The 24707-nt window shown below is 36.3% G+C and carries 21 protein-coding genes and 1 other annotated feature; of the genes, 16 read left to right on the top strand and 5 right to left on the bottom strand.

From position 1 onward, the window contains the following. Positions 1 to 321: 321 nt before the first annotated feature. On the top strand, positions 322 to 876 hold the full coding sequence (locus LWE_RS09010) for a hypothetical protein (RefSeq protein ID WP_011702545.1): 555 nt from the start codon (positions 322 to 324) through the stop codon (positions 874 to 876). Between the two features lie 18 nt (positions 877 to 894). Here the strand turns inward: LWE_RS09010 and LWE_RS09005 are convergent, their stop codons facing one another. Further along, entirely contained in the window at positions 895 to 1398 is a 504-nt protein-coding gene (locus LWE_RS09005; protein ID WP_309148171.1) for a shikimate kinase, read from the bottom strand. 219 nt (positions 1399 to 1617) lie between these two features. On the opposite strand from LWE_RS09005, the gene LWE_RS09000 reads away from it, so the two are divergent. The 13 genes from LWE_RS09000 to LWE_RS08940 all read left to right on the top strand — a co-directional run bounded on the left by LWE_RS09000 (position 1618) and on the right by LWE_RS08940 (position 14220). Beyond that, a complete protein-coding gene (locus tag LWE_RS09000; RefSeq protein WP_011702543.1) occupies positions 1618 to 2130 on the top strand; it encodes a hypothetical protein in 513 nt (170 codons plus the stop codon). Between the two features lie 127 nt (positions 2131 to 2257). Further along, a complete protein-coding gene (locus LWE_RS08995) occupies positions 2258 to 3025 on the top strand; it encodes an ABC transporter ATP-binding protein (RefSeq protein WP_011702542.1) in 768 nt (255 codons plus the stop codon). Then, on the top strand, positions 3015 to 4994 hold the full coding sequence (locus LWE_RS08990) for an ABC transporter permease (protein WP_011702541.1): 1980 nt from the start codon (positions 3015 to 3017) through the stop codon (positions 4992 to 4994). The genes LWE_RS08995 and LWE_RS08990 overlap by 11 nt, the downstream gene beginning before the upstream one ends. 60 nt (positions 4995 to 5054) lie before the next feature. Further along, positions 5055 to 5732: a two-component system response regulator VirR gene (gene virR / locus LWE_RS08985; RefSeq protein ID WP_003729795.1), complete on the top strand. Its 678-nt coding sequence runs from the start codon at positions 5055 to 5057 to the stop codon at positions 5730 to 5732. Positions 5733 to 5806: 74 nt separating this feature from the next. Next, positions 5807 to 6682 carry an SDR family oxidoreductase gene (locus LWE_RS08980; protein WP_011702540.1) on the top strand — a complete coding sequence of 292 codons (876 nt, stop codon included), beginning with the start codon at positions 5807 to 5809 and terminating at the stop codon, positions 6680 to 6682. A gap of 21 nt (positions 6683 to 6703) precedes the next feature. Beyond that, on the top strand, positions 6704 to 7162 hold the full coding sequence (locus tag LWE_RS08975) for a hypothetical protein (RefSeq protein WP_011702539.1): 459 nt from the start codon (positions 6704 to 6706) through the stop codon (positions 7160 to 7162). 19 nt (positions 7163 to 7181) lie between these two features. Further along, positions 7182 to 8921, top strand: coding sequence for an adenine deaminase (gene ade, locus LWE_RS08970; RefSeq protein WP_011702538.1), 1740 nt, complete (start codon positions 7182 to 7184; stop codon positions 8919 to 8921). A 19-nt stretch (positions 8922 to 8940) separates the two neighbouring features. Next, the gene (locus LWE_RS08965) at positions 8941 to 9981 is read left to right on the top strand and encodes a sensor histidine kinase (RefSeq protein WP_011702537.1); all 1041 of its coding nucleotides are present in this window, start codon (positions 8941 to 8943) and stop codon (positions 9979 to 9981) included. A gap of 103 nt (positions 9982 to 10084) precedes the next feature. Continuing rightward, positions 10085 to 10327 (top strand) — a binding site (T-box leader). A 57-nt stretch (positions 10328 to 10384) separates the two neighbouring features. Then, positions 10385 to 11026, top strand: a complete 642-nt coding sequence (locus tag LWE_RS08960; RefSeq protein WP_011702536.1) for an amino acid ABC transporter permease — start codon at positions 10385 to 10387, stop codon at positions 11024 to 11026. 10 nt (positions 11027 to 11036) lie between these two features. Then, complete coding sequence (locus tag LWE_RS08955; protein WP_011702535.1) at positions 11037 to 11684, top strand: amino acid ABC transporter ATP-binding protein; 648 nt, start codon at positions 11037 to 11039, stop codon at positions 11682 to 11684. A 1-nt stretch (position 11685) separates the two neighbouring features. After that, positions 11686 to 12501 carry an amino acid ABC transporter substrate-binding protein gene (locus LWE_RS08950; protein WP_011702534.1) on the top strand — a complete coding sequence of 272 codons (816 nt, stop codon included), beginning with the start codon at positions 11686 to 11688 and terminating at the stop codon, positions 12499 to 12501. Between the two features lie 91 nt (positions 12502 to 12592). Continuing rightward, on the top strand, positions 12593 to 13699 hold the full coding sequence (locus LWE_RS08945) for an iron-containing alcohol dehydrogenase family protein (protein ID WP_011702533.1): 1107 nt from the start codon (positions 12593 to 12595) through the stop codon (positions 13697 to 13699). Between the two features lie 2 nt (positions 13700 to 13701). Next, a complete protein-coding gene (locus tag LWE_RS08940) occupies positions 13702 to 14220 on the top strand; it encodes a GNAT family N-acetyltransferase (protein WP_011702532.1) in 519 nt (172 codons plus the stop codon). Here LWE_RS08940 and LWE_RS08935 read toward each other — a convergent pair. After that, on the bottom strand, positions 14217 to 15104 hold the full coding sequence (locus tag LWE_RS08935) for a LysR family transcriptional regulator (protein ID WP_011702531.1): 888 nt from the start codon (positions 15102 to 15104) through the stop codon (positions 14217 to 14219). The genes LWE_RS08940 and LWE_RS08935 overlap by 4 nt on opposite strands. A gap of 193 nt (positions 15105 to 15297) precedes the next feature. Between LWE_RS08935 and gltB the strand changes: the two genes are divergently transcribed. Then, entirely contained in the window at positions 15298 to 19890 is a 4593-nt protein-coding gene (gltB, locus tag LWE_RS08930) for a glutamate synthase large subunit (protein ID WP_011702530.1), read from the top strand. A 14-nt stretch (positions 19891 to 19904) separates the two neighbouring features. Further along, positions 19905 to 21374, top strand: a complete 1470-nt coding sequence (locus LWE_RS08925; RefSeq protein WP_011702529.1) for a glutamate synthase subunit beta — start codon at positions 19905 to 19907, stop codon at positions 21372 to 21374. 46 nt (positions 21375 to 21420) lie between these two features. On the opposite strand, the gene LWE_RS08920 is transcribed toward LWE_RS08925, so the two are convergent. The 3 genes from LWE_RS08920 to LWE_RS08910 are packed head-to-tail and all read right to left on the bottom strand — an operon-like array spanning position 21421 to position 24464. After that, the gene (locus LWE_RS08920) at positions 21421 to 22251 is read right to left on the bottom strand and encodes a carbohydrate ABC transporter permease (RefSeq protein ID WP_011702528.1); all 831 of its coding nucleotides are present in this window, start codon (positions 22249 to 22251) and stop codon (positions 21421 to 21423) included. A gap of 17 nt (positions 22252 to 22268) precedes the next feature. After that, a complete protein-coding gene (locus LWE_RS08915; RefSeq protein ID WP_011702527.1) occupies positions 22269 to 23162 on the bottom strand; it encodes a carbohydrate ABC transporter permease in 894 nt (297 codons plus the stop codon). Between the two features lie 60 nt (positions 23163 to 23222). Next, on the bottom strand, positions 23223 to 24464 hold the full coding sequence (locus tag LWE_RS08910) for a sugar ABC transporter substrate-binding protein (RefSeq protein WP_011702526.1): 1242 nt from the start codon (positions 24462 to 24464) through the stop codon (positions 23223 to 23225). Positions 24465 to 24707: the final 243 nt, after the last annotated feature.

Raw genomic sequence — 24707 nt, 5'->3', positions numbered from 1 at the left:
ATAATGGGATAAATGGCGGTTTTTGTTTTCGAGTGTGTGTGGTTGATTAATAATTTATACAGACAAGATTGCATATATCGAGTCATAATTTTATTTAACCATGAATCCAAAAAATGGTCAAAAGTATAAAATTTAACATTTCACTAATGAAAAAGTGTGTAAAAACGTGTTAATAAATCTGGAACGTTAAAAAAAACACCAAATAAGCAAAATGTGTTTAGAAAAGAGTCGGTAATTTGTCATAATTTGTTCTTCTTCCAAAAGAACAAGTAATTTGGTAAGATGAATGTAAAGGATTTCACATGAATGGAGGAAATTTTAATGGCAATTACTATGTACATTGATCAACCAGAGAAAAAGTTAGACTTAGAAACTACTCATCCGCATTTTAAGGAACATTTTAAAGCAAGTTTTTATTTAGATAAAACAGATGTATATGCCCCGTTCGGCTATGAAGATGGTCTTGAAGTATTACGACGTTTAGAAGAATATTTTAGTGATAAAAGTGACCAAGGTCTTAATTTATCCGCGTTTCCCAAGTATATGATGGAGACAGTGAAGAAATCCACATACGTCCCAGCAAAAGATGACGGAGAAGAACGTCTTAAACAATTGCTTGCAGAGTTTGGAGATGCGGTGAGAGAATCCGACCGAATCACTGTATCAGCTGCGTTAGCTCAAATAAAAATTTCTGGGTATGTATTGCCGGCACTTCGAGATGCAGCCCTCGAGTCATTACATCGTAAAATAGAATTAAATAGAATCGAGCAAACCGATACTGGTCATGCAGATAGTATGTTTTATGATTTACTTACCTTTACGAAGGATTATACATCTGTACTGCCTGATATGTGGTGCAGACATTGTACGGAATAGAAAAACAGCGCTATTAATTTAGCGCTGTTTTTGTTCGTTATCAAGCATGTCTATAATTGCTTTCGCTACTTCTTGTTGATTACGGTTATCTGTGTTGACAATAAAGTCAGCAGAAGCTTCATAATGGGCGATTCTAGGTTCGAAAATCGCTTGAATTTCTTCAGGTGTTTTTTGTTGAACAAGAGGGCGAGTAGTATCACCTTTTAACCGGTTCATAAATACTTTTGGATCAGTCTCTAAATAAATTACGGGATATGTATCATTCAAAACTTTTCTATTTTCAGGATTTAGAACAATGCCACCGCCTGTCGCTATAACGGCTTTGGTGCCCATTAACTCTTTTAATTTTTCATGTTCTAGACGTCGGAATTCTTTTTCACCATGTTTGGCAAAAATATCGGATACACTCATTCCTTGCTCGCTAATAATTACTTCGTCAATATCAATATATGGTAAATTAGCCATTTTTGCGAGTATATTTCCAACCGTTGTTTTTCCAGCTCCCATGAAGCCAATTAAAATAACTTGATCGATGATGTTCTCCTCCTTTGTTAATTATCACATTTTACTACTTAAAAGCATTAAAGAAATTATATCACAAATGCCAAAAAGGTCAACCGGAATTTATAATTTAGCATACAATTATTCAAACTAAACGTCAAACTGGAGAATGCTTTCTTTCCAATAAGCTATAATTCTAGTACAATAGAAATAATAGATACGGGGAACTGGGGGAGAAGAATGGTAGAAAAAGAACTGGAACAAGAGAAAAAAACGGAAAAAATAGAATTCGGAGTCAATCGTCGCTTAATTTTTTCGAGTTGTTTATTGTGGGCTGCAGTAGGATTATTACTTTATGTTGTTTTTAGCCATATTAAAGGGGTAAACGGGACGGAAGAAATTATTTTGCTTGTTTTTATTGGTCTTTGTATTTTACGGCCACTTTTTCGGTTTATTAATATTGCACCAACTGTAGAGCTGACGGAGCGAGGACTTGCTTATCGTGGTGATTTCAAACCTTGGAATGAAATTAAAGAAACCGAACTAAAGAAACCGACTATCATACTTTTTTCACAAGGTCGTTTAAAAATCATGACTTCTATTAATGGAAGAAGTGAGGTAGCTTGGGATATTATTGCAGCGGATGTTTCTATTAGTCTAGAAGAATTAGCAGCATTAATTCATTCGATGCGTGATACATATACGGATGATGAAACCATTGGAACTGAAATTTTTGTTGATAAGAAAGTATAATAAAAAATCATTTTTCTGTACGTTAAAACAGAAGAATGATTTTTTAAATAAATACAACTATAGCCCATAGTATCTTGTCCTCATTTAAGGTAAAATAAGCAAATAATGGCGTATCAGGAGGAATAGGATGGAAACAGTGCTAAAGGCGCATAAAGTTAGAAAAGTATATGGCTCAAAAGGAAACTTGTTTTCTGCGCTTGGCAGTATCAGTTTAGAGATACAAAAAGGTTCTTTTGTTGGAATTATGGGGCCTTCGGGTGCAGGGAAATCAACGTTACTGAATGTGTTATCTTCCATAGACAAACCAACCTCTGGCGAAATCGAAATTGGCGGAAAATTACTTTCCAAAATGAAAGCAAAGGAATTGGCAGTATTTAGAAGAGATCAACTAGGATTTATTTTTCAAGATTATAATTTATTAGATACTATGTCGGTGAAAGATAATATTGTTTTACCGCTTGCACTAGCGCACGTTAAACAAGCGGAAATTGATCAACGTTTCGAAATTATTGCTAGACAATTTGGTATTTATGAACAACGAAATAAGTATCCTTCCGATATTTCAGGGGGACAAAAACAACGGACTGCTGTTTGCCGGGCGATGATTACCGAGCCAACACTAATTTTTGCGGATGAACCAACTGGCGCATTAGATTCTAAATCTGCCACAAACTTACTAGAAGGACTTTCAGAAGCAAAAGAGATTCGGGATTCTACTATTATGATGGTAACGCATGACGCATTTGCCGCCAGTTATTGTGAACGGATTATGTTCATTAAAGATGGAGAAATTTTTACAGAAATCTATCGTGGTACGAGTACGAGAAAACAATTTTTCCAAAAGGTGTTGGATGTTTTAGCACTTCTTGGAGGTGACGAAAACGATGTTATTTAAAGTGGCGCTCACCAATATGCGGAAAAATTTCAATCAATATATTGTTTATTTTGTTTCGCTTATTGTTTGTGTGTTAGTGTTTTTTACATTTGTGTCGCTCTCGTATAATCCGCTTATAGATAAAGTATTTAAAAAGTGGGAATTATTCGGTCCAGCCATGTTTTCAGCGGCTAGTATTATTTTAATATTATTTATTTTCTTTTTTATATTTTATTCAAATAGCTTTTTTCTTAGAAGGCGAAAACGAGAAATAGGATTGTATTCCTTACTTGGTTTGCGTAAATCTCAAGTTGTTTTTGTTTTATTTATTGAAAATGCCATGTTATATATGCTTGCTACCATTTTTGGTATTTTAATAGGAATTTTCTCTTCTAAATTATTTGCTATGCTTTTATTTTGGATTGTTGGCTTAGCGATTGATGCAGAGTTTATTATTTCTTATCGGGCAATACTCGATACTGTGATTGTCTTTTTTGGAATTATGTTATTTACTTCTTTATATGCTGTTTTTATCATTATTCGATATAATTTAAGTCAACTATTTAAAAATGAAGATAAAGAAGAAAAAGTGGCTAAAGGATCACTTGTTTTTTTGTTAATAGGATTGATGTTAATTATTTTTGGTTATTATTTAGCCACTCAAAACATTGAACAATCCCCTATTTGGCTTACATTTGATTTTTTTGATTTACTTCTTTTGATATTATGTTCAGTTATTTTAGGGACTTGGTTAATGGTTCGTTTCGGGACCCCTTATGTGATTCGAAAACTTTATCATCATAAACGCTTTTTTTATAATGGAACTAATATTATTGGAATTACTTCGCTTCGTTTTAGATTAAGGAAAAATGCTGGAACAATTGCGATGATTGCTGTTTTGAGTGCTACAACTTTAACTATTATTGGCTCTATGAGTAGTTTTTATGTGCGGACTATTAATGATATTGCAGAAGATAATCCTTCTAGTTATCAAGTGCTTAATATAACAGCTGAAAATGAACGACAAATTATTGATACAATCAAAAGTGACAAAGAACACCAATTAAAGAACATTATGCATGCTGAGATGGTTAGTGTGACATTCAAATATAAAGATAAACCTAAATATAAAACAAAAATGGACACTTTGATGCATTCCGTTGTCTCCTTATCAGAATATAATCGGGTAGGTGCTAAACAACAAGCTGGGTTTATTCCAATATATAAATTATCCCATGGAGAGGCTGTTTTACTTGGCAAAAGCACGTATGATGCCCGAAAAGAAATTCAAGATAAGTGGTTAACAAGAAAGCTAGAAGTAAAACCGGATAAACCAGTAGATAAAAAAATAGATTCTATGAAGGTGGTTGATTTTCGAGAATTTTCGATTTTTAATACTGGGATTTCGTATGAAACATTTGTTGTATCAGATGATTATTATGCAGAGTTAAAACAGATAACTTCTACAGAATTAGTTGGAATGTTTAATATTACAAACCCTAGTCATAGTGAAGAATTAGATAAAAAAATTCAAACAATTGTGGATGGACAGCCTTCTTTATTCTCAGAAAATGTCTCTTCTTATTATACGAATTACCATATGATTTCTACATTAGTAGGTTCATTACTATTTATCGGGATATTTATTGGCGTGGTTTTCTTTTTAGCAACAGGAAGTATTATTTACTTTAAACTCGTTACAGATGCTGTCACTGAAAAAGCGAAATTCGAAATTTTATTTAAGTTAGGCGTGACGGATAAAGAAGTTCGGAAAATCATTTCCAAGCAAATTTGGCCAATTTTTGTTATTCCATTATTTTTTGGAATCGCGCATTCTATGGCTGCATTGTGGGGAATCTCGATTAATTTAATGGATAATATTAAATATCCAGTATTGATTGGGACAGGTATTTATATTATTTGCTATACAGCTTATTATTTCTTATGCGTCAATTCATTTACAAAAATTGTTATGGCAGACAAAAAATAATTGGCTTTTGGTATTATTTCAGCTAAAATGAAAAGAGAGTTCTGCCGAGGAGGTACAAAAATGGTAAAGGTATATATTGTAGAAGATGATGAGGTAATTCGTGATACAATCCGGAAACATTTAAGTAAATGGGGATTTGAAATAGGTGTAGTAGAGGATTTTAATAATATTTTACAAGAGTTCTTGGCTTTTGAACCTCAGCTAGTTATTTTGGATGTTAATCTGCCTTTTTTTGACGGATTTTACTGGTGTAATCAAATCCGCGAAGTTTCGAATGTACCGATTATCTTTTTATCATCGCGTAATTCGCGAATGGACCAAATTATGGGCATGAACATGGGAGCGGACTATTATATTGAAAAGCCTGTTGATTTAGATGTTTTGATGGCTCGAATTAATGCGCTTTTAAGACGGACATATTCTTATGCAGATTTAGAAGAAGCAAATGTAATGGAACATAATAATGTTTTTCTTCACATTGATACTAATACATTAACGCACTTAGAAGATAAAATTGAACTAACCAAAAATGAGTTTTTAATTTTATATGAATTAATGAAACAAAAGGGCAGTATTGTGAGTCGTGATGAAATTATGCGTGCGCTTTGGGAAGATGAAAGCTTTGTGGATGATAATACACTCACGGTCAACGTTGTACGAATTCGTAAAAAATTAGCAGAAATTGGCTTAGATGAATTTATTAAAACGAAAAAAGGGCAAGGTTATATGATTGAATGAGTGAGTACGAAAACAGGAAGATAGCGCCAAAAAACGCGAACTTCCTGTTTTTCGTAAATTAAGGAGGAGTCAAAATGAAGATTTTAGTATTTGGTGGTACACGTTTTTTTGGAAAGAAATTAGTAGAACGACTTGTTTCTGCCGGTCACGATGTCACAATTGGGACAAGAGGAAAAACAAAAGATGATTTTGGCGATTCTGTGAAACATGTTGTTTTAAACCGAGAATCAAGAGATGCCTTATTCCAATTAGCAAAAGAAGAATGGGATGTCATTTATGATAATATTTGTTTTTCCCCTCGTGAAGCACTATACGCGGTAGATGCATTTAAAGGAAAAGTAAAGCGATACATATATACATCTTCTTTGTCTGTTTATAGCCAAAAAGGGCACGGACTAGTTGAAGATGATTTTAATCCAAAACAGTATGAAATTGTTATTGGAGATAAAGAGGATTTCGATTACGGGGAAGGAAAACGTCTTGCGGAAGCTGTATTTTTCCAAAAAGCTTCTTTTCCAGTTGTTGCTGTGCGTTTTCCTATTGTTCTAGGCCTTGATGATTATACAAAACGTCTCCATTTTCATTTAGAACATATGAAAAATCACGAAGAAATAGGTATTAGTAATGGACAAGCAGAAATAGGTTTTATAAATTCAGATGAAGCAGCGCGGTTTTTGGAATGGGTAGGAGTAGATTCGGATGTTACAGGGCCAATTAATGCTACATCAAACGGTACATATTCATTAAATGCTTTCATTAAAATGATTGAATCAAAAACCGGTGAAGTAGCACTTGTAGAAGAAGTAACAGATGATGTGGATGATTCACCATTTAGTATCGAGAAAACGTATTATCTTGATAACACCAAAGCAACAAAAGCTGGATTTGAATTTGATGATTTACGTGAGTGGTTACCAGCACTCGTTAAAGATATTTTAAAAGAAAATTAATTTTGGAGGCAAAAATATATTATGTTAAATTTTGAAGAGAAAAAAGCGCTTATAGAGTCGATGGATGGTTTTGAACTACATGAAATCTCTATGGGACGTTTAAATGTACATTATCCAGCGAGCAAACGGGATAAAAAAATTATCGTCAAACATTTGCATCCTAATGGTAATGCATTTGTTTATGCGCCGTTTTTGGAAGTAGAGCCGTTAGATAAGCAAGGTTATGTTAATGTAAAAGATTACTCTGAAAATGAAATTCGAGTACTTTTACTAGAAGCGAAAGAGTTTATGGATAATGATGAAGATGGTTTTAAAGAAGGACTCACAAAAATATACCAAGATAATGATGGCGAAAAACTTTCTTTAGTCTATGAAAATAAAATGTGGGTTATCTATACTGGAGATAATTTAGAAGCAGTCTTCCCTACACTTGAGGCAGCGGAAGGGTACTTATTGGATGAAGGTTTTTTTGAAGCGTAAATAACGGAGGCGAAAATCGGTGGAAAATTTAAAACAACTGCAAGAACGGGTGGCAGTAAGTGACGGCCGTGAAAAAGCAGATTTAGTAATTAAAAATGGACGGATAGTCAATGTTTTTTCAGGTGAAATTATGGAAGGCGATATTGCAATAAAAAATGGCTATATTGCTGGAATTGGAGATTTTTCAGAGGCAGAACAAATAATGGATGCAGCTGGAGAATTTATTGTACCTGGTTTTATTGATGCGCATGTTCACGTAGAAAGTGCGATGGTAACCCCCGCCGAGTTTGCCCGAGTCTTACTTCCTAATGGCGTAACGACAATTGTTACAGACCCACATGAAATCGCTAATGTTGCTGGAGAAAAAGGCATTGAATTTATGTTAGAAGATGCGAAAGGCGCACCACTCGATATGTTTGTAATGCTACCATCATCTGTTCCAGCGACAGAGGGGGAACATAACGGAGAAACTCTTCATGCCAAAAAGCTTCACCCTCTATATAAACATGAAAAAGTAATCGGACTTGCAGAAGTAATGGACTTTCCATCTGTTGCAAAAGGTAGCTCCGACATTTTAACAAAAATTATCGATGCAAAAAAAGAAGGTGGCAGAATTGATGGTCATGGGGCAGGTTTAACAAGTGCAGATTTAAATAATTATCTTGCTGTTGGTATTCGCACGGATCATGAGAGTACAAATGCAAAAGAAGCGGTGGACCGGTTGCGTGCTGGAATGTTTGTTATGTTACGTGAAGGAACGGTTGGGAGAGATTTGCTACAAACTATTTCCGCTGTATCTGAAAAAAATAGTCATCGTTTTTGTTTTTGTACCGATGATAAACTGATAAACGATTTAATTACAGAAGGATCCATAAATTATAATATCCGACTTGCAATAGAAAATAACATTGATCCAATTACAGCTATCCAAATGGCAACAATTAATGCAGCAAACTGCCATAATTTACCATACCTTGGTGCAGTTGCAGCAGGCTATCAAGCGGATATAGTTTTTCTAAAAGACCTACAAACCATTGAAATTAGCAAAGTTTTAAAAAATGGACAGGTCGTTGTTGAAAATGGTGCGCGAAACGAAGCTGCTTTTGAAAAAAAACACTCCGAAACATTCATTTCGCCAAAAATTCAACATCATTTATCTAAACAAGACTTAGAGTTGCCTTTAACAAACGACACGTGTTATGTCATTGGAATGAAGCAAAACAACCTTTTTACAGAAAAACTCATGGAACAAGTCAATGTAGAAAATGGTAAATTTGTGCCATCAATTGAAAAAGATTTATTAAAAATGGCAGTGGTGGAACGTCATCATAATACTGGGTGTGTTGGTGTCGGCATAGTGAAAGGCTTTGGATTAAAAGAAGGAGCCATTGCAACGACTGTAGCACATGATTCTCATAATATTGTTGCGGTTGGCGCGAGCGATGAAGCCATGGAAAAAGCAATCAATTATGTGACTGAAATGGGCGGAGGAATCGCTGTAGTAGATGAAACAGGTAAAGTTTTACATGATTTAGCACTTCCGGTTGCTGGACTTCTTAGTAATAAACCATACGAAGAAGTAGAAAGAGATTTAGCGGGATTGCTAAAAGCTTTTAATCAAATCAGCAATGCTAAAGGGTTTGATCCTTTCTTAACATTGTCTTTCTTAACATTACCAGTTATTCCTGAATTGAAATTAACCGATCAAGGCTTGTTTGATTTTGCGACATTCCAAATTATCCCTAATGAAGTAAATTAACAAAACAAGGAGGTACAACATGAACTGGTGGAGTTATATAAAAGATAAACGATTTTTCTTATTGTTTTTTTGCAGTATTATGTTCTTTGTTGGTGTATTAATTTCCATCGATCCAAACAGTAAATTAACCCTTGGGAATTTTATTTATTTATATGTTTTTGTTTTAGTCTTTTTACTTTCTTACTTAGTGCTAGGTTACTTTTTTAAATATAACTATTGGCGTGAAATGAAAGATTTAGTAAGCGGGGAAATCGAAGAAAATATTATTGAATTATTACCAAAACCACGAACTCGTGAGCAAGCTTTTTTTAATCAATTAATGGCTAAAAAACACAAAGAAGAATTGCGGACTATTAGTAAATTACAAGATAAACAGCAAGAATACCATGATTTTATTTTATATTGGGTACATGAAGTGAAAACGCCAGTTGTAGCAAGTAAAATGTTAATTAATAATCCAGATTTAAATGATACCGAAACTATTTTTAAACAAATTGATGAAGAATTAACTACAATAGATAAATTAGTCATGCAAGCACTTTATTTTTCTAGACTGGATACTTTTTCTAAAGATTATTTTATTCAAGAACAAAATCTTGGTGTAGTAGTTCGAGAATCTGTTAAACGTCATTCTAAGCTTTTCATTGGTAAAAAAATGAAACTAGATTTACAAAACGTGGATATCGATGTTCGGACAGATAGTAAATGGCTTGGTTTTATTATTGATCAAGTGATGTCCAACGCGTTAAAATATACGGAAGATGGCGGCGAAATTCAGATTTGGTGTGATACGGAAACAACAGGTAAAAAAGTGCTTCACATGAAAGATAATGGAAGAGGTATTAAAGAAGAAGACTTACCGCGTGTTTTTGAGCAAGGTTTCACTGGCACAATCGGTCGTCAAGAGAAAAAAGCGACGGGAATGGGACTTTACCTATCTAAACAAATGGCTAAAAAATTAGGCCATGAGATTTGTGTAGAGTCTAAAAGTGGAGTTGGAACAGAAGTGCGTGTCTATTTTGAGCAAAAAGATGATTACTTATTAATAGCAAAAGATTAATAGAAAATGGTGAGCGGATCTCAAATGATTCACTTACCATTTTTTATTTAAGTAAAAATGTTGACTCTGCCACTTTATCGTGGTAGAGTATTAGCAAGAAGAAGTAATGGCGATGAACAGAACAAGTAGAGCGTGATTCTTTTTTAAGAGAGTCCTTGGTTGGTGCGAAAGGATAAAGAGAACGTTATCGAACACATCTGAAGAGCTGGTTTGCTGAAACATAAGCGAGTAAGTGAACTCGGGATAAGCCCGTTATAGCTTGTTAGTCTCGAACTAACGGAGGCTGGTACTGCGAAGTATCGGTAAATTGAGGTGGAACCACGTGAATATTATTCTCGTCCTCTTGGCAATTTTGTGCCAAGTGCGACGAGATTTTTTTATGCAAAAAAAGGAGCGAAGAATTATGGATTATATTATGGAAATTTTACCAGCATTACTTGACGGAGCAAAAACAACACTGCTCGTTTTTGCCGTCACTCTAGTTTGTTCTATTCCACTCGGAGCTATTGTTGCAGTTGGAAATATTAGTAAAATAGCGCCACTTAAATTTATTTTAAATATCTACATTTGGATTATGCGTGGGACACCTTTATTATTACAATTAATTTTTATTTATTATGGTTTACCGATTATTGGTGTTGTTTTTGACCGGATGGATGCAGTGTTTATAGCTTTTATTTTAAATTATGCGGCTTACTTTGCTGAAATTTTTCGTGGTGGATTTCTCTCTATTGAAAATGGACAATATGAAAGTGCTAAAGTTCTAGGTCTTACTTACGGTCAAACGCTTCGAAAAATCGTCTTACCACAAGTTGTTAAACGAGTATTACCAGCAATCGGGAACGAAGTCATCAATCTAGTAAAAGATTCTTCTTTAGTGTACATTCTCGGAATTGGAGATTTACTAAGAGCAGGAAAAATTGCTATGAGTCGAGATGTGACACTAATTCCACTAGTTTTAGTAGCAGCAATCTACTTAGCGCTAACTGCAATCCTAACAATACTATTTAAACAACTGGAAAAACGTTTTAGTTATTATAAATGAGGTGAAGAAAATGTTGGAAATTAAAAATTTATCGAAAAAATTTGACCAAAAAACAATTTTAGATAATGTTAATATAACGCTTCAAGAAGGCGAAATACTCTCTATTGTTGGACCATCAGGTGGTGGGAAAACGACGTTACTTCGCTGTATTAGTGGGCTGGAAAAAATGGACGCGGGTGAAATTTTTATTGATGGGGAAAAAATTGATCCCATGTCTAGAAAAGATGTGGAAAATACCATTGGTGTTGTTTTCCAAGAATTTCACTTGTTTCCGCATTTAAGTGTGTTAGACAATTTGATTTTGGCACCGACTCTCGCTAGGAAAACACAAAAAGAAGAAGCCATCAAAGAGGCAAAACGGTTACTTGGATTACTTGATTTAGCAGATAAAGAGGACAGCATGCCTTATCAATTATCTGGCGGACAAAAACAACGAGTAGCGATTGCACGGGCCCTTGCGATGAATCCAAAAGTATTACTATTTGATGAACCAACATCTGCACTTGATCCAGATTTACGTGACCATGTGGCATCATTAATTTTGAGTTTGAAGAAGGTTGGTATTACGCAAATTATTGTCACTCATGATCATACTTTTGCTGAAAAAGTTGCCGATCAAATGATGGAAGTCGAACCACTAAAAAAGGAGGCAATATAACATGAAAAAAGGATTATTAATAACAGTAATGGTAGTAGTGATGTTAGCGCTTGGAGCTTGTTCTGGAAGCGAATCTAAAGAGGATCAGTGGAATAGAATAAAGAAAGATAAAGAGGTAGTGATTGGCTTAGATGATAGTTTTGTACCAATGGGATTTCGTGATAAAGACGATAATTTGGTTGGTTTTGATATTGATCTTGCAAAAGCAGTTTTTGCAGAATATGGTATTAAGGCAAAATTCACGCCGATTGATTGGACAATGAAAGAATCTGAATTGAAAAATGGCTCTATTGATTTAATTTGGAATGGTTATACTGTAACAGATGCTAGAAAAAAACAAGTTGCTTTTAGTAAGCCGTATATGAAAAATGAGCAAGTTTTAGTGACTTTAAAATCAAGTAAGATAAATAAATTTAGTGATATGAAAGATAAAACCCTTGGTGCCCAAAATGGAGCAAGTTCGATTGATGATATGGCTAAAAAACCAGAAGTGTTGACGGATATTATCTCAAATAACGAACCCGAATTGTATGATACTTTTGATACCGCATTTATTGATTTAAATAATAAGCGTATTGATGGATTAATTATTGATGAAGTATACGCGCGCTACTATATTGATAAACAAAAAAATAAAGATGATTATAATATAATAACTGGTGGTTTTGATCCGACAGACTTTGCAGTAGGTATGCGTAAAAGCGACAAAGAACTACAAACGAAAATCAATAAAGCTTTTGAAAAATTATACAAAGAAGGAAAAATGCAAGAAATTAGTAAAAAATGGTTTGGCGATGATGAAATAGCTAAACAATAGCCAGATTGACAGTAGGTTTAAGTTCCTATACAATTTGAATTATAAATGTCGCAGCCGAATATCCGACCGTGCCAGACAGAAGGGATGATTTTTGTTGAATAAAGAATTGATTGTACGCGGAGCTCCGCAAGAGTATTTTTGCCAAGTAGGCGCTTGGGAAACATTACCTACCCATTTAGAACGCCGCGGTTTGAAAAATGTTTTAGTTGTTCGTGGAAATGCTTCTTGGGAAGTTGCTAAAAAGAAATTCCCTGTATTATCAACCGTTACATCTACTTTTGAAGTATATAATGGTGGTTCTACTTATGAGGAACGCGATCGTCTGGTAACGATAATGGAAACAAATAATATGGACGCAATTATAGCAGTTGGTGGTGGGAAAATTGCCGATGTATGTAAAGCGGCAGCAGCAGTTTTACGCTTACCAGTTATTATTTTGCCAACACTTGCTTCTACGTGTGCAGCTTATACACCGCTTAGTGTGATGTATGACGAAGAAGGTGCGATGATTCGTTATGATGTATTTGCTAGTAGTAATGCTTTACTCTTAATTGATCCAGAAATGATATTAGATTCACCAAGAGAACTTCTTATTGCCGGGATTGGCGACACTCTAGCAAAATGGTATGAAGCTGATGTCATTATTAATTCTTTACCAACTAAATCAGTCGAAATCGAAATAGCACACTTTGCTGCCAAAATGTGCCGAGATAATTTACTTCAATTTAGTGAAGAAGCGCTTGCTGCAATGGACAAACAAGAGCTAAATGAAGCTTTTATTAAAATTATTGAAACAAATATTTTAGTTGGCGGAATGGTTGGTGGTTTTGGAGATGATTATGGTCGTTGTGCTGGCGCGCATTCGATTCATGATGCGCTAACGATGGTTCCTGAAACACACCATTTACTACATGGTAATAAAGTGGCTTATGGAATCTTAGTTCAATTAGTAATAGAAAATAGATGGGATGAAATCGAACAATTATTACCGTTTTATTCCAAATTAGGACTTCCAACGAGTTTATATGAGATGGGCCTAGAAGCACTTGCGGAAGAAACGCTTGTTGCTGTTGCTAAACGTGCTACGGAGCCGCATGAAACCATCCATATGATGCCAGGTGAAATGACAGCAGAAGTGGTCTTAAATGCGATGAAACAACTGGAAGACAGTATGGCAATGAAGCGAGTGACTAGATAAAAATGATTATTCGGAAAGAACAACCACAAGATTTTCAGGCCATTCGTCGTGTGAATGAAGAAGCTTTTAAAGGAACCGTGGAGGCAGACTTAATTGAAAGTATCCGTTCATCTGATTATTATCAGCCAAGTTTATCATTAGTAGTCGAAGCTTTTGATGGTAACATTGTTGGTTATCTTATGTTTAGTGAGATTTCACTTGAAGCAGCTGGGCGAAGTAGATTTATTTTAGCGCTCGCACCTTTAGCTGTTTTACCAGAGTATCAGGGTTCTCGAATTGGCTCGAAGCTTATGGAAGAAGGCATCCGATTGGCACGCGAAAAAGCATATCCGGCTATTGCTGTGCTAGGACATGCTGATTTTTATCCGAGATTTGGATTTATTTCTTCCGAGCAATTTGGTATCCGAGCTCCGTTTGATGTACCTGCTGAATATTTTATGTTGTTAGAATTATATGATGGTAGTTTGGAAAATCTAGCAGGAACAATTCATTATCCAGCTGCTTTTTCGGAAAATAATTAATGGGAAAAGAATGAAATAATAAAAGAACGGAACAAATTCTCAGAAGGGGATAGGTTCCGTTTTTTGGTTGTAATAATTCCAACCGAACGTCGCAATTCTTTGTCGCGCAAAACAATACTTTTCGTTTCTTTAAAAATGGCACCATCCAAAATCATTTCTGGTAAAATGCTAATACCAAGTCCTGCTCCAACTAAACCCTGAATGGTATAAAAATCTCTACTTTGAAAGGCAATTTGTGGTTCAAAGCCTTTTTTATTTGCTGCTTTCGTAACAATTTTATATAAATCAAAGTCTTCTGGATAGAGTACGAATTTTTCATTGGCGAGTTCTTTGAGTGACACATTGAAGTTTTCTGCAAGTGGATGGGTTGTTGGAACGATTAATTTCAACTTTTCATCAAAAAAACGGATAGCTTCGATTTGTTCATTAGATTCAGGGACAGGTGAGAGGAAAGTCATGTCAAGTACACCATTTACAAGCATTTCGGTAAGTTCTTCATTTGTTCCTTCCATAAATTGGTAGGTAATTTGTGGATATTTTTCTCGAAAAGTAGAAATAACAGATGGCAAGACTTTGGTAGATAATGAATTTGGTAAACCAACACGTACAGTTCCTTGAGTGGGGTCGGTGTATTCAGTCACGAGGGCTTCGGCTTTTTGTAATTCATTTAAGGCAATAGCCGCTTGATTTAGGAAATCTTGGCCAACACTTGTAAGCTGCATATTTCGACCAACACGATCAAATAAAGGAACACCTAATTCTTCCTCAAGTTTCGTTATCTGTCTACTAACGGCAGATTGGGCTACGTGCAAATTCTCGCTAGCTTTGGTCATATGCTCGACGCGGGCTACTTCCATGAAATACTTTAATTGTCTAAGTTCCATTACTTACCTCCGATTGTTCTCGAAATGAGATTGTTTTATTCTATTATATATATTGTTTCGATAAATGAAAAGGAATAAAATAGATACTACAAGAAATGTAAGGTAAGCTGGATTGCCAGTTAATTATCAGTTAATTTGAATAATTTAGATGGTACGATACGGATGATTCCGTTTTTGAAGAGGAGGAACTAGGATGAAACAAACTAATTTACCAAAAAAACACGGCCTTTATAATCCGGAAAATGAGCATGACGCTTGCGGAATTGGATTTGTAGCTAATATTAAAAAGATTTCTTCTCATAAAATTGTGGAGCAAGGCATTCATATGCTTTGTCAACTCAAACATCGCGGCGGGGAAGTGGGCGGTGATACCGGTGACGGGGCTGGTATTTTACTTGAAATTTCTGACTCTTTCTTCCGGCGTGAGTGTCAAAAACAAGGTATCGAGTTACCAGAAAAATATCATTATGCAGTTGGGATGTTTAATTTCCCGCAAAATAAAGAAGAACGTGAGTGTCTAATGAATGAAACGGAAAAACTAATTGCTAGTGAAGATCAAACTTTTCTCGGTTGGCGCAAATTGCCAACCGATGTAACAAAAGTAGGCGCAGGTGCTAGAAAAACAGAACCAGCTATTTATCAATTATTTATCCAAAAAAATCCTTTATTAGACGAAGCTGAATTTGAACGGGCACTTTATTTAATCAGAAAACAAATCGAAAAGTTTGCTGCTACTTCGGAGTTAATTACGGAAACTTTTTATGTTCCTAGTTTATCCACTAGAACCGTTATTTTTAAAGGGATGTTACTACCAGAACAAATTAATCAATACTATTTAGATTTAGCGGATCCCGCGTATGTGTCGGCTTTTGCGCTAGTGCATTCTCGTTTTTCAACGAATACTTTTCCTAGCTGGGAAAGGGCGCATCCATATCGTTATTTAATTCATAATGGTGAAATCAATACGCAACGTGGGAATGTCAACTGGATGAAAGCTCGGGAAAAAAGAGCAGAATCCGCACTATTTGGAAAAGATTTAGCTAAATTATTACCGGTTGTTGATGAAAATGGAAGTGATTCAGCAACTTTGGATAATGCGTTAGAGTTTTTAGTGCAATCGGGGAGGTCGTTACCTCATGCGGCGATGATGCTGATTCCAGAACCATGGGACAAGAATCCACATATGACGGATCCAAAACGTGCTTTTTATGAATATCATAGTACATTAATGGAGCCTTGGGATGGACCGACATCTATTTCATTTACAAACGGTCGTGTGATTGGAACGATTTTAGATAGAAATGGTTTACGTCCGGCGCGTTATTATGAAACGAAGGACCATACGATCATCTATTCCTCAGAAACTGGTGTTGTGCCTATCGATCCGAGCGAGGTTATTCGCAAAGAAACAGTGGGTGCGGGAACGATGTTGTTAATTGATTTAGAAGAAGGAAGAATTGTGACAGATTCTGAACTAAAAAATGAACTTACAACAGAAAACAACTACCGTGAATGGCTAGATGCGGAAATGACGGAGATTGCCGATTTAGTAACAGCGGATTTAAACTATGAGTCTATGGATAAATCAGAGCGTTTCAAAAAGCAACGGGCATTTGGTTACACACAAGATGAATTAAATAAAATTTTGATTCCAATGGTAACAGAGAAAAAAGATCCAATGGGAGCAATGGGTTACGATGCGCCACTCGCTGTTTTAAGCCAGCGTCCGCAAGTATTATTTAATTATTTTAAACAGCTTTTTGCTCAAGTAACGAATCCACCAATTGATGGTATTCGTGAAGAAACGGTTACTTCTGCGATGACATTACTGGGAGATGAAGGCAATATTTTAAATCCAACTGCGAAAAATGCTAAGCGTATTCGCTTGAAAACTCCTATTTTATCACGAAAAGAATTTGCGGCACTTATGTTTCAAACCAAATTCACGAAACCAACTGTCACCTTACCGATTTTATTTAAAGCAGAAGAGCGTGATGGACTAGAAAAACGCTTAGATGAATTATTTATAGAAGCAGACAAAAAAATTGCGGACGGTGCAGAATTAATTGTTTTAACAGATGATGGGGTGAATGCGGACTGGATTGGGATACCGGCATTACTGGCTGTAAGTGGCTTACATCACCATTTAGTGAAAGCAGGAACGCGAACGAAAGTAAGTATTATTGTCAAAACGGCAGAAGCAAGAGATGTACATCAATGTGCGCTTTTAATCGGTTACGGCGCGGACGCTGTTTTCCCAAGTCTGGCTATTGATACTTTTGATGGCTTAATTACTGAGGGACGAATAAAAGGATTTACGCTTGATGAGGCGGAAAGTCGCTATATTGAAGCAATTACGGATGGTATTCTAAAAATTATGTCGAAAATGGGCATATCTACAGTTCAAAGTTATCGTGGTGCGCAGATTTTTGAAGCTATTGGAATTGGTGATGAAGTAATTAGTCATTATTTTCCAGGTACAGCTTCGCAAATTGGTGGGATTCCACTTGAAGTAATTGCGCAAGAAGCTTGGCTGCGGCATCGTGAAGCTTATCATGATATCGGCTACCAAAGCTTCACCCTTAATACAGGCGGGGAATATCAATGGCGTTCAAATGGAGAATACCATGTGTATAATCCATTGGCAATTCATTCCTTACAACAAGCTACTCGGGAAAATGATCGAGAAACTTATAATTTATATGCTGATTTGATGCAAAATCAAAACAATGCCTTTTTAAGAGGATTGTTAACATTTACTAGTGACCGTAAACCAATTCCTATAGATGAAGTAGAACCTGCAGAAGCAATTTTTAAACGATTTAAGTCAGGTGCGATGTCTTATGGTTCGATTAGTCAAGAAGCTCATGAAGCGCTTGCTATCGCGATGAACCGTATTGGAGGAAAAAGTAATAGTGGAGAAGGTGGCGAAAATCCGAACCGCTTTACGCCTGACGAAAACGGAGACTGGCGTAGAAGTGCTATTAAACAAATCGCTTCTGGTCGTTTTGGTGTTACAAGTCACTATTTGGTTAACGCAGAAGAACTGCAAATCAAAATGGCTCAAGGTGCAAAACCAGGTGAAGGCGGACATTTGCCAGGAAATAAAGTGTATCCGTGGATTTCGAAAACGCGTGGTTCAACGACAGGAGTTGGCCTCATTTCACCACCACCACATCATGATATTTATTCCATTGAAGATTTATCGCAACTTATTTTCGACTTAAAAAATGCGAATCAAAAGGCACGTATAAATGTAAAATTAGTTTCGAAAACTGGTATTGGTACAATTGCTGCTGGGGTGGCGAAAGGAAATGCGGATGTTATTTTAGTAAGTGGTTATGAAGGTGGCACTGGTGCGGCAGCAAGAACAAGTATCCGACATGCAGGCGTACCGTGGGAAATTGGTTTAGCAGAAACGCATCAAACACTACTTCTCAATGGTTTGAGAAACAAAGTGGTTGTTGAAACAGATGGCAAATTAATGACAGGGAAAGATGTTTTAGTTGCCGCTATGCTAGGTGCAGAAGAATTTGGATTTGCTACTGCCCCTCTAGTAACGCTTGGATGTGTCATGATGCGCGTTTGTCATTTAGATACATGTCCAGTTGGTGTAGCTACTCAAAATCCAGAACTTAGAAAAAAATTCGGTGGATCAGCAGATTATGTAGTGAATTTCTTCCATTTTATCGTTGCGGAAATGCGTGAAATGATGGCAGAACTAGGGTTTAAGAGTTTAACAGAAATTATTGGACATAAAGAATATTTAACGACACATGAGAAAAAAGATTCCCACTGGAAAGCGAAATATATCGACTTTTCGAATATGCTTTATAGTGATGATTTTTATAAAAACCAAGTCCAATATTGCACAAAAAATCAAGATCACAAAATCGACCAAACATTAGATATGCGTGAAATTGTTCCATTAATTCAACCAGCTTTAGAAAACGGTGAAAAAGTAACAGGAACTTTTGCTGTACGTAATGTAGACCGCGCTATTGGTACGATTGCAGGCTCTTTCATTAGTGAAAAATACGGCGCAGAAGGCTTACCTGAAGACACCATTTCTCTTGATTTTGTTGGTTCTGCGGGTCAGAGCTTTGGGGCTTATACGCCACTTGGTATGACACTTCGAATCCACGGTGATGCGAATGACTACTTTGGAAAAGGACTATCAGGAGGCAAATTGATTGTTAGTCCCGATCAAAAAACACCTATTAATGCCCATGATTCAGCGATTGTTGGAAATGTTACGCTATACGGCGCAACAGGCGGATATGCGTATATGCACGGTAAAGCAGGTGCACGTTTTGCAGTACGTAATAGTGGTGCGACAGCTGTAGTGGAAGGAATTGGCGACAATGGTTGTGAATATATGACAGGAGGTGCGGTTGTTATTCTAGGTGAAATCGGCGAGAACTTTGCAGCCGGAATGTCTGGAGGGGTAGCTTACATTTATACGAAAGATATCCAAGAAACAACTGCTAAAATCAATCATGAGCTTGTAAGCAGCCGGTCGACTTTAAATACACCTGAATTAGCTAAATTAAAACAATTAATTGAACAACATGCTAAACTAACTGGAAGTGCTTTTGCGAAAGAAATTATCGCTAATTGGGAAAAAGAGAAAACGAATTTTATTTTCGTTATTCCAAATGAATATGAAATGATGTTAACAAGAATAACCTCGCTAGAACAAACTGGAAAAACACATGATGAAGCAGAGTTACAAGCTTTTTATGAACATAAAGACGGAAAATTAGTTGCCGGAGCGGCGAAATAGAGAGGAGTGATACCATGGGAAAAGCAACTGGATTTATGGAATATGACCGAATTCCCTCCAAAGGGCGCGATCCGAAAAGCCGGACACGTGACTGGAACGAATATAGTTTACCAATGCCGGTAGCGGATTTAACGTTACAAGCTGCTCGTTGTATGGATTGTGGTGTTCCATTTTGTAGCGTAGGAATGGAAATTAAAAACGGCGTATCAGGTTGTCCGCTGCATAATTTAATTCCAGAGTGGAACGATGCCGTTTACCGAGGTGACTGGTATGAGGCATTACAACTCCTGTTAAAAACAAATAATTTCCCTGAATTTACTGGTCGAATTTGTCCTGCGCCGTGTGAAGGTGGTTGTACAGTAGCCATCTCTGAACCCGCTGTTGGAATTAAATCAATCGAAAAAGCGATTATTGACCGTGGTTTTGAAGAAGGATGGATTAAACCAGCGCCACCAAAAAAGCGTACCGGGAAACGAATCGCAGTTATCGGCTCCGGACCAGCTGGGCTTGCTTGTGCTGATCAATTAAATAAAGCTGGGCATAGCGTGACAGTCATTGAAAAAAGTGATCGAATTGGCGGCTTATTAATGTACGGTATACCAACAATGAAGTTAGAAAAAGAACAAGTGACACGTCGAGTAAACTTGATGGCTGAAGAAGGCATTGAATTCGTTACAGGTGTTGCAGCGGGGACAGATATTACTTTTGCAGAACTACGCGCTGAGTATGATTCTATTGTGCTTGCAACAGGAGCTGGTAATGCACGTGATATTAAACTTTCTGGTCGTGATGCAAATGGTATTCATTTCGCTGTTCCATATTTAACCCAAAGTACACGAGATAATTTAGATAATGGTGGCGTTCAAACACTCTCTGCTAAGGGGAAAAATGTGGTAATCATTGGTGGCGGGGATACAGGCGCTGATTGTGTGGCGACCGCGCTAAGACAAGGTGCCAAAAGTATTTACCAATTCGGTATTCAAGACAAATTACCAGAACAAAGAAATAACAAAAATCCATGGCCAGAATATCCACGTGTGTTCAAAATGGATTATGCACATGAAGAAGCAGAGGCTGTTTATGGAAAAGATCCACGTGAATACCTCATCAATACTACTTCTTTTGAAAAAGATGCAGCTGGTAACCTTATTGGACTAAATACAGTAGAAGTGACTGCAGATAAAGAGATAAGAAAATATACACCAATCGAAGGTAGCGAAAGATTTTTTGAAGTAGATATGGTTTTAATCGCGATTGGATTCGCAGGTACGACAGAAGATATTTTTGCAAACTTTGGTGTTGGAAAAACTGACCGCCATACAATCGATGCAGCCAAAGGTTTTTATCGCACAAGTGAAGAGGGCGTATTTGCATGTGGGGATGCTCGGTTTGGTCAAAGTTTAGTTGTAACCGCCATCGCAGAAGGAAGAGAAGCTGCACGAGAAGTAGACTTTTACTTGATGGGAGAAACATTTTTACCATAATAAAAAAGAGCTTATCCTAAAAAAAGGGTAAGCTCTTTTTGACTAATTATTTCATTCCAGATACATTGAAACCTTTTAAAATGTATTTTTGGAACGTCATGAAAATCAAGATAATTGGTATAACCATGAATGTTGCTCCGGCCATTTGTAAGGCGTAGTTGCTGCCATATTGTCCTTTTAGTAATTGGAGTCCAACTGATAAGGTATAGAATTTTTCGTCGTTGGCAATGATTAATGGCCATAAGAACGAGTTCCAACCAGCTATAAAAGTTAGAATTCCTTGGACGGCAAGGACTGGACGTGAGATTGGAATAACAATTCGCCAGAAAATATAAAATTCGCTAGCCCCGTCAAGTCTTGCAGCTTCTAATAAATCATCAGAAATGGTGGACATAAATTGTCGGAATAAGAAAATCCCGAATGCACCAACGAGTCCTGGAAGTACAATCCCTGTCATGGTGTTTGTTAATCCAGCCGCATTAAGCAGTAAGTAAACTGGAATCATTGTTACTTGCCCGGGAATCATCATCGTAGCAAGAACGAGGTAAAATAACTTGTTTTTCCCTTTAAATTTAAATTTAGCAAAACCATAACCTGCCATCGCATTTAAAAATAAACCGAAAAACGAGAAGAACACAATAATTAATGTGTTTTTTAAGTAAATAGCAAAGTCCATTTCCGTAAATAATTTGGTGAAATTATCCAGTGTAAAAGTTTCTGGCCAAATAGTAGGTGGAATTTTTAAAATTTCTGCATCCGTCTTCAAAGAGGAGAGAACCATCCAAATGAATGGTAAAATCATAAAGAATCCGCCAACGGTTAGTATAGTAATGACGGCAATTTGAGAACCGCGTGATTTTTGTCTATATTGATTCATTTATAAACACTCCTCTCTTAAATATCCCCATCATTATTTTTGCGCTGAATACGGAATTGAATAATCGTGATGATTATAATTGCAATAAACAAGATGAATGATCCAGCAGCGGCATAACCAAACTTACTTAATTGGAAACCGTTTTGATAAATAAATAGTGCGACTGAGTTTGTGCTATCGAGTGGGCCACCTTCTGTCATAACAAACGGTTCCTCGAAGAATTGCAACCAACCGATCATCGTAGTGACTGTTACAAAGAAAATCGCGAAACGAAGCATAGGAACCGTGATTTTAAATAATTGTTGACGGCTATTCGCTCCGTCAAGAGAGGCAGCTTCATAGTATTCACGCGGAATTCCTTGAAGGGCGGCTAAGAAAATAATCATATTCACACCAATAGCGCGCCAAACGGCTAGTATAATAAGTGATAGTTTGGCAATCGTTGGGTCTTGTAGCCAAGGTATAGGACCAAGATCTAAGAACGAAAGCAAGTAATTAAGTAAACCAAACCGTGGATTATATAAGTAACTCCAAACAACTGCTACAGCGACAACATTTGTAATAGAAGGCGTGTAGAAAATTAATCGGAAGAACTGGAAAATCTTTGCTTGCGAAAAGTTAATCATTAGTGCAATGCCAAGGGAGCATATAATAACTAGCGGAACACCAATAACAACATAGAATAGTGTGTTAAAAATAGATTTTAAAAATACCGGGTCTTGCATAATATTGACGTAATTGTCCACACCGACAAAGTTAATTTTTGAGTAATCAGCAAGCCCTACTAAATCAATATCGGTAAAACTAATCACAAAAGCAAGCAAAATAGGAAGTAAAGAAAATAGTAGAAGCAAAAACAGTGCTGGCGAAATAAACAAATAGGGGGTGTTTTTATTTAAAAATTGTTTCATAACATCAGTTCCATTCTAAAAGGGCAAATGGCAAAGTGGATCATTTGCCCTTTTTATTCGTTATTTTTTAAGAAGTGTTTCTACTTGATCGTTAAAGGAATCCATTTGTGTTTGTACATCTACACCACCACGATAAATTTGCTCCCAAGATTTGCCATATAATTGCGCAATTTCTTCAAATTGTGGGATAAGTGGCATTGGTTCAGCAGTCTTCATTTGTTCACCGAATACTTTGTAGTAAGGGTCGTTTTTTAGCATGTCATCTTCCCAAGCATCCATACGAGCTGGCATGGAGTTAGTATCTTTTAACCACGATAATTGCACATCAGGTTGACTCATATAATCCATGAATTTTAGTGCATCATCTTTTTTATCACTATATTTGAAAATGGAAAGGTTAGCGCCACCTAGGCTGGATTCATTATTTTCTTTTTTAGGTAATACAGCAGTAGCCCATTTGCCGTCAATGTCAGGAGCAGTGTCTTTGAGTGTATTAACCATCCAAGGACCACTCATGAACATCGGCACAATTCCGTCGCCACCAAAGCTTTGTGAAGCATCTAATCCAAGGTCAGTGTCTGGTGCGGAACCGTTTTTGATGAAACTGTCTAAATAAGTGACAGTATCTACGAATGGTTTTTTATTGAAAACTGGTTTGCCATCTTTATCAAAAAGAGGGGAGCCGTTTTGGCGTCCGAAAATGAAACCAGTTGTTTGTTCATTTGGATCAATTGCAAAACCATACATATCTTTTCCACGTTTAGAAAGTTTAAGTGCAGCATCAGATAGCTCATCCCATGTTTTTGGTGCTTCATTATAACCAACTTTTTTCAGTAAGTCAGTACGATAAAATAATACACGAGTTTCTGCATACCAAGGAACACCGTAAGTTTTTCCGTCAAATTGTGTAGTTTTCACTGAACCGGGGAAAAATAAATCTGAGTTCATATTTTTACTTTTTTCGACATCTTTTGTAATATCAAGTAATGCCCCAGCTTCAACAAATTCTGGCATCCAAGTAGTTCCCATTTGTACTACATCAGGACCAGATTTAGAAGCAACAGCAGTAAGTAATTTATCATGTGCATTTGCCCAAGGGATAACTTGGACTTTTACTTCAATACCAGTTTCTTTCGTGAATTTTTGTGCGAGTTCTTTTAATGACTTGGCTTCATCTCCCATTGCCCAAACATTTAGCACTTTGGAATCGCCTGATTTTGCATCGTCCTTTGACCCACAACCCATTAGGACCAAACTAAGTGATAAGACCAAAGCTAAAATTACAAACATTTTTTTCTTCATGATTTTTCCTCCATTTTTTGTTTTTTTCAAAGCAACTTTTCCTGACTGAAGCTGTTAAAGAATAAAAACTATTGTACGGAATAAAAGCGTACCGTACGGGATGAAGTAAATTGTGAAAATGAATTCACATACACAATATTTCATAGAAACGTTTCGACAAGGTTATTATAGTCCATTATGTAATCGGTTTCAAGTGAATTGCTGAAATTTTTTTATTATAAAGTTATAAACTGTTACATACCA

It is taken from the genome of Listeria welshimeri serovar 6b str. SLCC5334, from assembly GCF_000060285.1.
Classification (GTDB): Bacteria; Bacillota; Bacilli; order Lactobacillales; family Listeriaceae; genus Listeria; species Listeria welshimeri.
This window is presented reverse-complemented; position numbering and strand designations above follow the sequence as displayed.

Bases quoted from the DNA above. Each gene is read 5' to 3' on its own strand.
- LWE_RS09010 (WP_011702545.1), top strand. From the start codon at position 322: ATGGCAATTACTATGTACATTGATCAACCAGAGAAAAAGTTAGACTTA.
- LWE_RS09000 (WP_011702543.1), top strand. From the start codon at position 1,618: ATGGTAGAAAAAGAACTGGAACAAGAGAAAAAAACGGAAAAAATAGAA.
- LWE_RS08995 (WP_011702542.1), top strand. From the start codon at position 2,258: ATGGAAACAGTGCTAAAGGCGCATAAAGTTAGAAAAGTATATGGCTCA.
- LWE_RS08990 (WP_011702541.1), top strand. From the start codon at position 3,015: ATGTTATTTAAAGTGGCGCTCACCAATATGCGGAAAAATTTCAATCAA.
- virR (WP_003729795.1), top strand. From the start codon at position 5,055: ATGGTAAAGGTATATATTGTAGAAGATGATGAGGTAATTCGTGATACA.
- LWE_RS08980 (WP_011702540.1), top strand. From the start codon at position 5,807: ATGAAGATTTTAGTATTTGGTGGTACACGTTTTTTTGGAAAGAAATTA.
- LWE_RS08975 (WP_011702539.1), top strand. From the start codon at position 6,704: ATGTTAAATTTTGAAGAGAAAAAAGCGCTTATAGAGTCGATGGATGGT.
- LWE_RS08965 (WP_011702537.1), top strand. From the start codon at position 8,941: ATGAACTGGTGGAGTTATATAAAAGATAAACGATTTTTCTTATTGTTT.
- LWE_RS08960 (WP_011702536.1), top strand. From the start codon at position 10,385: ATGGATTATATTATGGAAATTTTACCAGCATTACTTGACGGAGCAAAA.
- LWE_RS08955 (WP_011702535.1), top strand. From the start codon at position 11,037: ATGTTGGAAATTAAAAATTTATCGAAAAAATTTGACCAAAAAACAATT.
- LWE_RS08950 (WP_011702534.1), top strand. From the start codon at position 11,686: ATGAAAAAAGGATTATTAATAACAGTAATGGTAGTAGTGATGTTAGCG.
- LWE_RS08940 (WP_011702532.1), top strand. From the start codon at position 13,702: ATGATTATTCGGAAAGAACAACCACAAGATTTTCAGGCCATTCGTCGT.
- LWE_RS08935 (WP_011702531.1), bottom strand. From the start codon at position 15,104: ATGGAACTTAGACAATTAAAGTATTTCATGGAAGTAGCCCGCGTCGAG.
- gltB (WP_011702530.1), top strand. From the start codon at position 15,298: ATGAAACAAACTAATTTACCAAAAAAACACGGCCTTTATAATCCGGAA.
- LWE_RS08925 (WP_011702529.1), top strand. From the start codon at position 19,905: ATGGGAAAAGCAACTGGATTTATGGAATATGACCGAATTCCCTCCAAA.
- LWE_RS08920 (WP_011702528.1), bottom strand. From the start codon at position 22,251: ATGAATCAATATAGACAAAAATCACGCGGTTCTCAAATTGCCGTCATT.
- LWE_RS08915 (WP_011702527.1), bottom strand. From the start codon at position 23,162: ATGAAACAATTTTTAAATAAAAACACCCCCTATTTGTTTATTTCGCCA.
- LWE_RS08910 (WP_011702526.1), bottom strand. From the start codon at position 24,464: ATGAAGAAAAAAATGTTTGTAATTTTAGCTTTGGTCTTATCACTTAGT.